The organism is Novosphingobium olei (assembly GCF_012927405.1).
GTDB lineage: Bacteria > Pseudomonadota > Alphaproteobacteria > Sphingomonadales > Sphingomonadaceae > Novosphingobium > Novosphingobium olei.
Map to the genome: position 1 here is coordinate 332,850 of NZ_JABBGM010000005.1, position 11,846 is coordinate 344,695.

Annotated in this window: 10 protein-coding genes; 3 read left to right on the forward strand and 7 right to left on the reverse strand. The window is 66.5% G+C overall.

Annotated elements, in window-relative coordinates:
* Window positions 1-150 precede the first annotated feature (150 nt).
* Window positions 151-891 (forward strand): TorF family putative porin, encoded by a 741-nt coding sequence (locus HHL27_RS13570; protein ID WP_169493951.1) that lies wholly within the window; start codon window positions 151-153, stop codon window positions 889-891.
* Here HHL27_RS13570 and HHL27_RS13575 read toward each other — a convergent pair.
* Window positions 875-2,143 carry a chloride channel protein gene (locus HHL27_RS13575; protein ID WP_169493952.1) on the reverse strand — a complete coding sequence of 423 codons (1,269 nt, stop codon included), beginning with the start codon at window positions 2,141-2,143 and terminating at the stop codon, window positions 875-877. The two genes, HHL27_RS13570 and HHL27_RS13575, sit on opposite strands and share 17 nt — an antisense overlap.
* A 116-nt stretch (window positions 2,144-2,259) precedes the next feature.
* Here HHL27_RS13575 and HHL27_RS13580 point away from each other — a divergent pair, with 116 nt between their 5' ends.
* Window positions 2,260-3,489: an MFS transporter gene (locus HHL27_RS13580; protein WP_169493953.1), complete on the forward strand. Its 1,230-nt coding sequence runs from the start codon at window positions 2,260-2,262 to the stop codon at window positions 3,487-3,489.
* Between the two features lie 69 nt (window positions 3,490-3,558).
* Here HHL27_RS13580 and rplL read toward each other — a convergent pair whose 3' ends face one another.
* From rplL to HHL27_RS13610, 6 genes are all read right to left on the reverse strand, one after another.
* Window positions 3,559-3,936, reverse strand: a complete 378-nt coding sequence (gene rplL / locus HHL27_RS13585) for a 50S ribosomal protein L7/L12 (RefSeq protein WP_169493954.1) — start codon at window positions 3,934-3,936, stop codon at window positions 3,559-3,561.
* A gap of 117 nt (window positions 3,937-4,053) precedes the next feature.
* Window positions 4,054-4,566, reverse strand: coding sequence for a 50S ribosomal protein L10 (rplJ, locus tag HHL27_RS13590; RefSeq protein WP_169493955.1), 513 nt, complete (start codon window positions 4,564-4,566; stop codon window positions 4,054-4,056).
* Between the two features lie 397 nt (window positions 4,567-4,963).
* Window positions 4,964-6,073, reverse strand: a complete 1,110-nt coding sequence (locus HHL27_RS13595; RefSeq protein ID WP_169493956.1) for a hypothetical protein — start codon at window positions 6,071-6,073, stop codon at window positions 4,964-4,966.
* A 189-nt stretch (window positions 6,074-6,262) separates the two neighbouring features.
* Window positions 6,263-6,505: a helix-turn-helix domain-containing protein gene (locus tag HHL27_RS13600; protein ID WP_169493957.1), complete on the reverse strand. Its 243-nt coding sequence runs from the start codon at window positions 6,503-6,505 to the stop codon at window positions 6,263-6,265.
* On the reverse strand, window positions 6,505-7,035 hold the full coding sequence (locus HHL27_RS13605; RefSeq protein ID WP_169493958.1) for a DUF2975 domain-containing protein: 531 nt from the start codon (window positions 7,033-7,035) through the stop codon (window positions 6,505-6,507). Before HHL27_RS13605 ends, HHL27_RS13600 begins: the two co-directional genes overlap by 1 nt.
* A gap of 35 nt (window positions 7,036-7,070) precedes the next feature.
* The gene (locus HHL27_RS13610; RefSeq protein ID WP_169493959.1) at window positions 7,071-7,220 is read right to left on the reverse strand and encodes a hypothetical protein; all 150 of its coding nucleotides are present in this window, start codon (window positions 7,218-7,220) and stop codon (window positions 7,071-7,073) included.
* Window positions 7,221-7,602: 382 nt separating this feature from the next.
* On the opposite strand from HHL27_RS13610, the gene rpoB reads away from it, so the two are divergent.
* Window positions 7,603-11,766 carry a DNA-directed RNA polymerase subunit beta gene (gene rpoB / locus HHL27_RS13615; RefSeq protein ID WP_169493960.1) on the forward strand — a complete coding sequence of 1,388 codons (4,164 nt, stop codon included), beginning with the start codon at window positions 7,603-7,605 and terminating at the stop codon, window positions 11,764-11,766.
* Window positions 11,767-11,846 lie beyond the last annotated feature (80 nt).

Here is an 11,846-nt window from a genome sequence, read left to right on the forward strand (position 1 = left end):
GGTCGCCAATTCCCGGAGCGCAGCGCCAGCACCCTCTCCCGAGGCGCTCCGGGACCTGATCCAGCAAAAAGACGAAAAACACCATTCGATCCGGGTGACGCGCCACGGACAAGGCCCGCGCGCGCCCATACAACAGGGAAGGATTGCCAGATGAGAATCATGCTTGCCGCCGCGGCCCTTGCCGCGGGCGTCGCCCCCGCTTGCGCGTTCGCCGAAGATGCCAAGCCCGACCAGCACGCCTATGTCGACAAGGCGCCTGCCGCCAATGTGCACACCGAAGCGCCGTCCGATCTCAAGGTCGGTTTCGGGGTCAGCGCGGCCACCGACTACGTGTGGCGAGGGGTGAGCCAGTCGGACCAGAAGCCTGCCGTGTTTGCCACCGTCTCGCTGGGCTACAAGGGGCTCTACGCCGGCGCTGGCACCGAAAACGTGCGCTTTGCCGGGATCAGCCAGGAATACGACCTGTGGGGCGGGTATGTCGCAAACGTCGGTCCCGCCAAGCTCGACATCGGCTTCGTCCGCTACGGCTATGTCGATGCGCCGGTGAAGATCGATACGCTCGAAGCCAAGGCGGCGCTTTCGACCAGCGTCGGCAAGCTCGGGCTGAAGGCGGCGGGCTATTACACCGGCAATTACTTCGGGTCGCACCACCATGCGGTCTATGCCGAACTCGGCGCCAGCTACCCCTTGACCGACAAGCTGACCGCATCTGCCGCCGTGGGCCACCAGGATGTCCGCGACGCGTTCAACTACACCACCTGGAACGCGGGGGTTTCCTATGCGGTGATGAAGGGGGCGACGCTCGCCGTGCGCTACCACGATACCGATGCCACCTTCATCGGCCGCAAGGCCAAGGCGCGGCTGGTGGGATCGTTCAGCCTCGCGTTCTGAACGGACGGGACAGCGCGTGGTACAGCTTTTCGGGGCAGACCCACGCGCTGACCGCATCGGCGACGATCGCCGCGCCGAACAGCGGCAGGATCATCGCCCGGTTGGCGGTCATTTCCATCACGATGATGACGGCGGTCAGCGGCGCGCGCGTCACCCCGGCAAAATAGGCGATCATCCCCAGCATCACGATCGCGCCCGAGGAATCGCCCGGGAACAGTGGCGTCAGCATCTGGCCGAGCCCTGCGCCGACCGACAGCGATGGGGCGAAGATGCCACCGGGCGCGCCGCTGACCGCCGTCGCCACTGTCGCGACGAAGCGCGCAGGGCCGAACCACCCGCTTTGCGTGCCGCCCTCGAGCAGCTTGCGCGTTGCGCCGTAGCCGGTGCCCCAGGTCAGCCCGTGCGAGGCAACGCCCACGGCGGCGACCACCAGCCCGCACCCGGCGGCGAACAGCACGGGCCGCCGCTTGATCGCGGCGATCGCGGGGTGCTGCGCTTCGGCAAAGGCGATAAGCAGCCTGGAAAAGGCGCCACCGGCAAGTCCGCCCGCGACACCGGCAAGCAGCGCGGCACCGATCGCGGCGGCGATCGGCAGGCTCTGCGCCATGGCGCCGAAATAGACGTAGTCCCCCGCCAGCGACAGGCTGACGAGGCCGGACACCAGCACTGCGAGCATGACGTTGAGGGCAAGCTTCTGCTCGAAGGCGGCGGCCAGTTCCTCGATGGCAAAGGCCACCCCCGCCAGCGGCGTGTTGAACGCCGCCGCCACGCCCGCCGCACCGCCCGCGATGATCACGCCCGATGTTGCAGGCACGCGCAGCCAGCGGTGGCAGGCGGCCATGATCGCCGCGCTCACCTGCACGGTCGGCCCCTCGCGCCCGACCGCGCCCCCTGCCAGCAGCATGCCGAGCGTGCCGGCGATCTTGACCACCGCATTGCGCAGCGAAAGCAACGGGCCCCGCGCCTGCGCATCGGGATCGTGGCCCGATGCTGCCGCCATGACCTGCGGGATGCCCGAACCGCGTGCCTCGGCAAACCAGCGCCGCGTGGCGCCGGTGATGAGCGCAAAGGCGATCGGGGTCACGATGAGCGTCGCATAGGGCGCATGGGCGAACGTTGCATCGAACAGGGCCTGCGCCGCTTCGCCCGCGCGGGCAAACAGCACCGCCACAAGGCCGAGCGCGAGCGCGCCGGTCAGGGCGGCGAGGCGTGCGCGCAGCGCGTGGTGCGAAATGCGGCGAAACCCGATCATGCCCACGGGGCATAGGCGCTGGTGCCGATCGCGCAAGGACTTCAAGGGCTTGCCGAGCCCGATTGCCGTCGCGCCGCTTCCTTGCCACAACCGGCGGATCGGGGAGTTCAATGGACATGACGGTGACAGGCAGGCAAGGCCAACGCGGGGTAACGAAGGCGCTGGTCGCGCTGCTGGCGCTCGCCGTACTGCTCAACTTCGTGGACCGGGGCGCGATCGGCATCGCCGCACCCAAGATGAAGGCGGAGCTGGGGCTTTCGGCGACGACCTTCGGTCTTGCCGCGTCGGCCTTCTTCTGGACGTATGGCGCGATGCAGCCGCTGGTCGGCTGGATCAGCGACCGCGTGCCGGTCTATCGCGCGCTGGCCTTCGCGCTGGCGCTGTGGTCGCTCAGCACGCTGCTCACCGGGTTCGTGCGCGGCCTTGCCCTGCTCGTGGTCTTGCGATTGCTGCTGGGCCTTGGCGAAAGCTTCGTCTTCCCTTGCGTTTCCAAGATCATCGCCCGCCATGTGCCGGCTGAGCGGCGCGGCATCGCCAACGCGGTGGTTGCGGTGGGCCTCGCGCTGGGCCCGGCCGTCGGCACGCTGGCAGGCGGGGCCATCCTCGCGCGGATGGGGTGGGAGGCGGTCTTCGTCGCGTTCGGCGCGGTCACCTTGCTGTGGCTGGTGCCCTGGGCTTTTGTCGTGCGCGCCTTGCCGGTGGAAAGCCGTACGGTCCCGCCCGCCGCCTTTTCCTATGGCGCACTGCTGCGACAGAAGGCGCTGTGGATCACCGGCGCCTGCCACGTGACCGCCAACTATGCGTTCTTCTTCGTCTCGATCTGGCTGCCGCTGTACCTGACGGGCACGCGCGGCCTGCCGATCCCGACGATGGCCTGGCTCGCTGCGGCGACTTTCGGGGCGCAGGCGCTGTCCTCGCTCGCCACCGGGCACTTCTCGGACTCGCTGGTGCGCGCCGGGCGCAGCGAGGATCAGGTGCGCCGCGCCTTCAGCGTGGCGGGGCAGGTCGGCCTTGCCATCGGCATCGCGGGCATCGCGCTGTCGCAGGGACAGGGAGCGCTGCTCGGCTGGCTGGTGTTTACCGGCATCGCCATGGGGCCGGGGCCGACGATGGCCTATGCGATCGGGCAGATCTTCGCCGGCGAACGGCTCGCGGGCAGCTGGATCGGCTGGCAGAATGCGATCGGCAGCCTGTCGGGGGTGATCGGGCCCTTGGTCACCGGCGCGATCGTCGATGCGACGGGCGGCTTCGGTGGTGCCTTCGCCTTTGCTGCCGGCGTCAGCCTGCTTGGCGCGGCGCTGTTCCAGTGGGCGCTGCCGCCGCTTCGGCAGGTGCAGCTCGATTGAGCGCAAACGAAAAGGGCGACCCCGGCGGGGCCGCCCTTTCCATTTTCTCGGCAATAAAGCCGAAGAAGATTACTTGAGCTCGACGGTGCCGCCGGCTTCTTCGATCTTCTTCTTGATGTCTTCGGCTTCAGCCTTCGACACGCCTTCCTTGATCGCCTTCGGAGCGCCTTCGACCAGCGCCTTGGCTTCGGTCAGGCCCAGGTTGGTGATCGCGCGGACTTCCTTGATGACCTGGATCTTCTTGCCGCCGTCGCCGGTCAGGATGACGTCGAATTCGGTCTTTTCTTCAGCGGCTTCGGCAGCGGCGCCGCCAGCGGCCGGAGCAGCAACCGCAACAGCGGCAGCGGCGCTCACGCCCCAGGCTTCTTCGAGAGCCTTGGCGAGGTCGGCGGCTTCGAGGACGGTCAGCTTCGAAAGTTCTTCAACGAGCTTGGCGATATCGGCCATGATGATTCACTCCTGATTGTGTGACGCCCGGCGGCAGCGCCGCCGGCCGGAAATCGAACAGTCTGTTTGGCTTGCCACGATCCTTGGCGCAGGGCGTCGCCGCCCTGCCGGGATCGCTTATGCGGCTTCCTTGGCGTAGGCGCCGAAGACGCGGGCCAGCTTGGCCGCCGGAGCGGTCGCGAGCTGGGCGATCTTCGTGGCCGGAGCCTGGACGAGGCCGATGAGCTTGGCGCGCAGTTCGTCGAGCGACGGCATCGAGGCAAGAGCCTTCACGCCGTTCTCGTCGAGAACCTGCGAACCCATCGCACCGCCGACGATCTCGATCTTGTCGGTGGTCTTGGCGAACTCGACGATCACCTTGGCGGCGGCGACGGGATCGACCGAGGCAGCGATCGCGGTCGGACCGGTGAAGAAATCACCAATGCCTTCGTAATCGGTGCCTGCGACGGCAAGCTTGGCAAGACGGTTCTTCGCAACCTTGTAGGTCGCACCCGCTTCGCGGATCTTGTTGCGCAGGTCGGTGGACTGGGCCACCGTCATGCCGAGGTTGCGGGTGATCACCACCGCACCAGCCTCGTTGAAGACGCCGCTCAGGAATGCGACCGATTCGGCTTTCTGCGAACGATCCATGCCTTACTCCTTCACATGTGACCGGCCGGGGCGAACCCCGGACGGCCGGCTACGTTTGTCGATGGCCCGAAGACCACCGGCGAGTCCGTGACAAGGGAAGGAGAAGCGCCGCAAAGCGACGCGTGGGGCCACACGATCCTTCAGGAACGTACCGGGCCTTGAAACTCTTTTCCCCGCCTAGGTCGGAAATTAAGCAGGAAACCTGCACCGACGGTCTCGGACGGATGACCGACGCTGCGCCTTGCGGCCGCTCCGGTCAGGGGCGCGCCATTGGCCCAATCGCCCGCCGGAGTCAAGCGCGGGGCCTGATATGCAACAACCCCCCTCCCGCAAGGGGAAGGGGGGTCGCGCGACGATCAGGCTATCTGGCCAGCTATCCGGCCGCCTATCCGGTCGATCAGCTGTAGGCGGGACGGAGCGGCCGGGTGGGGAAGGCCGCCTGCGGCTTGCGAGCCGGCGCGGTGCGGGCATAGGCGGGTTCGGCCATCGCCGGCCGGGTTTCTGCGGCCACCGGCGCTTCCACTGTCCCGTGCGCCGCATTCCAGCGGTTTTCCTGCGCCTGCAGGATCAGGCGCGCGCGGCGGGCACGGCCCTTGGGCGACTTGAACGGGTTGGCCTCGTCGGGCGCTGCCGCCACCATCCGGTCGATCAGGGCACGGCGCTCCTCGCCCTGCGGAACCGGCCCATCCGGATCGAGCATCGGCGCGGTAGTGGCCGCCATGGCCGGACGGTAGACCGGCGCATCTGCCGGGATTGCGGGTTCGGCAGCCAGCGTGTCGGATGCATCGCGCGCCATCATCGGCTCGTGACGTGCAGGGGCAGGCGGCGGCACCATCTCGACGGTGCTGGTCTCATAGCTGTCGTCTTCCGCATAGACCGGGCGACGACGCGCCGCGACCACCGCCGCACCACCCACGCCGAGCAGTGCGATCAGTCCGACCGGAAGCGCCCAGTCGACGGTCCGCGACGATGTGCTGGCGGCACGAGCCGGCGCCGAAGCTTCGGCACGCGGGGCGGCGGGCTGGTTGGATGCCGCCAGCGGCGATGCGGGCGTTGCGGGACTTGCCATGTTCGGCGCTGCGACTGGGGCAGCCACGGCGGGCGCGGTCACGGCAGCGCTGGTGCGCGGGGTTGTCAAAGCGGTACGGGCACGCGGCGTTGGGGCAGGTGCCGCGGCGGCCGTCTCGGACGCGCTATCGGCCGAAGACGAGGCGGCGGTCGTCGCTACCTGCGGATTGGACTGCACGACCGGAGCATCGGTCGCAGGAGCAGCGTCGGTAGTTGCCGTCACCTGGGCCGGTTCGGGGATCACGATCCGCGGCGCGGTCTGGGCGGGTGCCTGAATGGGCGAAACGGTCACCGGCGCTGCGCTTGGCGCGGTGGCGGTGCTGCTGAGCGGATCGCTGCTGACCGTGGCGTCCTGCGCCAGGGCCGGGGTGGAAACGAGCGCGAGAACGGCTGCAATCGCCGCACTGGCACAAGACGAACGGTTGGCGGTGCTAGTCATGTCAAGTAAATATGTGGCACAACTGCACCGTTCCCCAAGAATGCGATGGAACGAGCCTTTTTACGCGGCCAAAAGTTGAGCCGAATAAATATGCCGATGAACAGAGTGATTCTGTTCATCGGCCGTCAATCGAGGGTTAATTTACTGTTCAGGTTCTGAGGCGCCGCGCAGGTTGATGATATGGGGTCATCAACCCTCCGTGCGGTAGCCGAGGACATCACCCGGCTGGCAGTCTAGCTCGCGACAGATCGCCTCGAGCGTCGAGAAGCGGATGGCCTTGGCCTTGCCCGTCTTGAGGATGGAAAGGTTGGCGAGCGTCAGGTCGATGCGCTCGGCCAGCTCGGTCATCGTCATGCGGCGCTGGTAGAGCAGGTCATCCAGCTTCACCACGATCCGCGTCGGCGCTTCCGGAGTGGGGGTCTGCGGTGCCATCACACGGTCCCTTCCAGATCGTCGCGCATCCGGGCGCCTTCGCGGAACACGCGGGCAAGGATGAACAGGATCAGCGCCAGCAGGACGCCGCCGACCGATATACCGAAGTCCGAAGTCGCATCCTTGATCGTCGCGGCAAGCCATTGGCCAATGCCGCCAACCGGGATCGACAGGCCCTCGATCGCCAGCGTCAGCCAGGCCATCGCGGCAAGGCGGCGGGCGTTGACGGGCGCGAAGGGGTCGCCGTGGCCCACGCTGTCGATGATCCGCCGCAGATGGCGCAGGAAGACGAAGGCGCAGATCGCCATCGCCGCGACGAGCAGCAGGATCAGCGCGATTGCCACGACGGTCGAACCGGGCATCGCATGCCCCGCTTCGCTCGACAGCGCGGTCAGAACCTGGTCGCGCAGGAAGAACAGCACGGGGGCGGCGATCAGCGTCGCGCCGGCGACGACCACTGAAAGGCCCTGTCCAAGCAGGGCAATGCCGCTAGCGGCGGCGAGCAGGGGGTCCTTGGGGCGGAGTTTCATGGGGCAGGGTCCTTCGTTCAGGCGGGTTCGGGCGTTCAGGCGAGTTCGGGGGCTTGGGGAGCGGCTGCGGGCAGCGGCGCTACGGCAATGGCGGGAAGCGACAGTGCCAGCGCCAGTAGCGCGGCGATGACCAGACCCGCCGTCTCGCGGTCGTGTCGGGTTATGGGATGGGGAAGGCGGGGCATTAACGTTCTCCGATATGCTTGATATCGATATTCAATATTGCGAGTCGAACATATCGTCAATCAATAATATCGAATTTCGATATTTTGCCTGGAGCGGCGCTTCCGGAGCCAAGCTGCCGCCGCCTTTGACTTTCCAACAGGGGCCGCCTATATCGCCATCAACGGTTCGCCGCTTCGAGCAAGGCCGTCCCATGCGCGGGGGACGGCTAGGGAAGGAAGCGGCGGGCATCCATCTGACGCGAAAGGCTGCAAGGCACTGGCCTCCTGAACGGGAGATCGTCCGCCGTGCGGCCCTTTTGCGTTTGGTGGCGCCAACGCCGCGTTTGGCACGGATTTACGCCGGTTTTCCGGCATTCAAGAAGCGAAGAGGCACCCTCTCCCCATGGCGACCAAGGCCCCCAGCGCACGCCCCGGCGTAAAGCGCCGCATCCGCAAGATCTTCGGTGACATCCACGAAGTCGTGCAGATGCCCAACCTCATCGAGGTGCAGCGCGAATCGTACGAGCAGTTCCTGCGTTCGGACCCCGAGACGGGCTATGTCTCGGGTCTGGAAAAGACCCTGCGCTCGGTTTTCCCGATCCAGGACTTCGCCGGCACTGCTTCGCTCGATATCAAGGAAAAGGACGGCTACGTCCTCGAGGCGCCGAAGTACGACGTGACCGAATGCCGCCAGCGCGGCATCACGTACGCCGCGCCGATGAAGGTGACGCTCAAGCTCGCGACCTTCGAGGTCGATGCCGAGACCGAGACGAAGTCGCTCATCGATATCAAGGAGCAGGACGTCTACATGGGCGACATCCCGCTCATGACCGAGAACGGGACGTTCTTCATCAACGGCACCGAGCGCGTGATCGTCAGCCAGATGCACCGTTCGCCGGGCGTCCTGTTCGACCATGACCGCGGCAAGACCCACTCGTCGGGCAAGTACCTCTTCGCCGCCCGCGTGATCCCCTACCGCGGTTCGTGGCTCGACTTCGAATTCGACGCCAAGGACATCGTCAACGTCCGCATCGACCGCAAGCGCAAGCTGCCGGTCACGGCGCTGCTCTATGCGCTCGGCCTCAACGGCGAACAGATCCTCGACCATTTCTACGACAAGGTCACCTGGGTGCGTGGCGAAGGCGGCTGGAAGGTGCCCTTCGTGCTCGACCAGTGGCGCGGGCAGAAGCCGCAGTTCGACATCGTCGATGGCAAGTCGGGCGAAGTGATCTTCCCGGCCGGCACCAAGATCTCGCCGCGCGCCGCGAACAAGGCCGCGAAGGATGGCCTTGAAGAGCTGCTGATCCCGACCGAGGAAATCTTCGGCCGCTATTCGGCCAAGGACCTGATCGACGAATCGACCGGTCGCATCTGGATCGAGGCGGGCGACGAAGTCAGCCCGGAAAACCTCGACCTGCTCGACAAGGCGGGCGTCGACCGGCTCGAACTGCTCGACATCGACCACGTCAACACCGGTCCCTGGATCCGCAACACGATGAAGGCCGACAAGGCCGAGGATCGCGACCAGGCGCTGTCGGACATCTACCGCGTGATGCGCCCCGGCGAGCCGCCGACGCGCGAAACCGCCGAAGCGCTGTTCGACGGCCTGTTCTTCGATGGCGACCGCTACGACCTGTCGGCCGTGGGCCGCGTCAAGCTCAACATGCGTCTCGGCCTCGATTGCCCGGACACGGTCACCACGCTGCGCACCGAGGACATCCTCGCCGTGGTCAAGGAGCTGGTGAACCTCAAGGACGGCAAGGGTGAAGTCGACGACATCGACAACCTCGGCAACCGTCGCGTGCGTTCGGTGGGCGAGCTGCTGGAAAACCAGTACCGCGTCGGCCTGCTGCGCATGGAACGCGCGGTGAAGGAGCGCATGAGCTCGGTCGACGTGTCGACCGTCATGCCGAACGACCTGATCAACGCGAAGCCCGCGGTCGCCGCGGTGCGCGAATTCTTCGGCTCCTCGCAGCTCTCGCAGTTCATGGACCAGACCAACCCGCTGTCGGAAGTGACGCACAAGCGTCGCGTCTCGGCGCTCGGGCCGGGCGGTCTCACCCGCGAGCGCGCCGGCTTCGAAGTGCGCGACGTGCACCCGACGCACTATGGCCGCATCTGCCCGATCGAAACGCCGGAAGGCCCGAACATCGGTCTGATCAACTCGCTGTCGACCTTCGCCCGCGTCAACAAGTACGGCTTCATCGAAACCCCGTACCGCAAGGTGGTCGATGGCAAGGTGACCAAGGACGTCATCTACCTGTCGGCGATGGAAGAGCAGAAGCACACCGTGGCGCAGGCTTCGGCCGAGCTGACGGCTGACGGCTCGTTCGTCGAGGAACTCGTCTCGGCGCGCCAGAACGGCGAATTCGTGATGAGCCCGCGCGACCAGATCACGCTGATGGACGTTTCGCCCAAGCAGCTCGTCTCGGTGGCCGCCTCGCTCATTCCGTTCCTGGAAAACGACGACGCCAACCGCGCGCTGATGGGCTCGAACATGCAGCGCCAGGCCGTTCCGCTGCTCAAGGCGGACGCCCCGTTCGTCGGCACCGGCATGGAAGAAACCGTCGCGCGCGATTCGGGCGCGGCGATCGCGGCGCTGCGCGCGGGCGTGGTCGACCAGGTCGACGCCACGCGTATCGTGATCCGCGCCAGCGGCGATATCGAAGCCGGCAAGTCGGGCGTCGACATCTACCGCCTGCAGAAGTTCGAGCGTTCGAACCAGTCGACCTGCATCAACCAGCGTCCGCTGGTGAAGGTGGGCGATCTGGTCGAAAAGGGTGACATCCTGGCCGACGGTCCTTCGACCGAATTCGGCGAGCTGGCGCTCGGCCGCAACGTCCTCGTCGCGTTCATGCCGTGGAACGGCTACAACTACGAGGACTCGATCCTGATCTCCGAACGGATCGTGAAGGAAGACGTCTTCACCTCGATCCACATCGACGAGTTCGAGGTCATGGCCCGCGACACCAAGCTCGGGCCCGAGGACATCACCCGCGACATCCCGAACGTCGGCGAGGAAGCCCTCCGCAACCTCGACGAAGCGGGCATCGTCTACATCGGCGCCGAAGTGCACCCCGGTGACATCCTCGTCGGCAAGATCACCCCGAAGGGTGAATCGCCGATGACGCCGGAAGAAAAGCTGCTGCGCGCGATCTTCGGCGAAAAGGCCAGCGACGTGCGCGACACCTCGCTCCGCCTGCCGCCGGGCGTTTCGGGCACGATCGTCGACGTTCGCGTCTTCAACCGTCACGGCATCGAGATCGACGACCGTACCCGCGCGATCCAGAACGAGGAAATCGAACGCCTCGCCAAGGACCGCGAGGACGAGCGCGCGATCCTCAACCGCGCCACCTTCAACCGCCTGCGCGAAATGCTGCTGGGCCAGGTCGCCACGGCCGCGCCCAAGGGCATCAAGAAGGGCACCGAGATCGACGAGCAGGTGCTCGGCGATGTCGAGCGTCACGAATGGTGGAAGTTCGCGGTGGCGGACGATGCCCGTCAGGCCCAGCTCGAAGCGGTGAAGGCCCAGTACGACGAGACCGTCAAGGCGATCCAGGAGAAGTTCGAAGATCGCAAGGAGAAGCTCGAGCGCGGCGACGACCTCGCTCCGGGCGTGCTCAAGATGGTCAAGGTCTTCGTCGCGGTGAAGCGCAAGCTGCAGCCGGGCGACAAGATGGCCGGCCGCCACGGCAACAAGGGCATCATCAGCCGCATCCTGCCGCAGGAAGACATGCCGTTCCTCGAGGACGGCACGCCGGTCGACTTCGTGCTCAACCCGCTGGGCGTGCCTTCGCGCATGAACGTCGGGCAGATCTTCGAAACGCACCTCGGCTGGGCTGCTCGTGGCCTGGGCAAGCGGGTGGGCGAGGCGCTCGACGCCTGGCGCGCCGCGAACCCGAACCCCGAAGCCGGCCAGCCGCCCGAAGCCGTGCGCGAACTGCTGACCGAGATCTACGGCGACAACTACGCCGACGAGATCGCGGCCCGCAGCGATGACCAGATCGTCGAATTCGCGCAGTCCGTCCGCGCAGGCGTGCCGATGGGCTCGCCGGTGTTCGACGGCGCGGTGGAAAAGGACGTGACCGACATGCTGCGTCTCGCCGGGCTCGATGAATCGGGCCAGGTCGACCTGTTCGACGGGCGCACCGGTGACCGCTTCGACCGCAAGGTGACCGTGGGCATGAAGTACGTGCTCAAGCTGCACCACCTGGTCGACGACAAGATCCACGCGCGTTCGATCGGGCCGTACTCGCTCGTCACCCAGCAGCCGCTGGGCGGCAAGGCGCAGTTCGGCGGCCAGCGCTTCGGCGAAATGGAGGTCTGGGCGCTGCAGGCTTACGGTGCTGCGTACACGCTGCAGGAAATGCTGACGGTGAAGTCGGACGACGTGGTCGGCCGCACCAAGGTCTACGAAGCGATCGTCAAGGGCGACGACACCTTCGAGGCCGGCATTCCCGAAAGCTTCAACGTGCTCGTCAAGGAAATGCGCTCGCTGGGCCTCAACGTCGAACTCTCGTCGCTCGACGACGAGGACGACGACGGCCTGGCGCAGGCTGCGGAGTAACCGGTCCGGGCGGCTCCTTCGCGGGCCGCCCGTCCCGCCGCAATCAAAGATTTCACGTCCAGAGCCTCGGAATGAGGCAA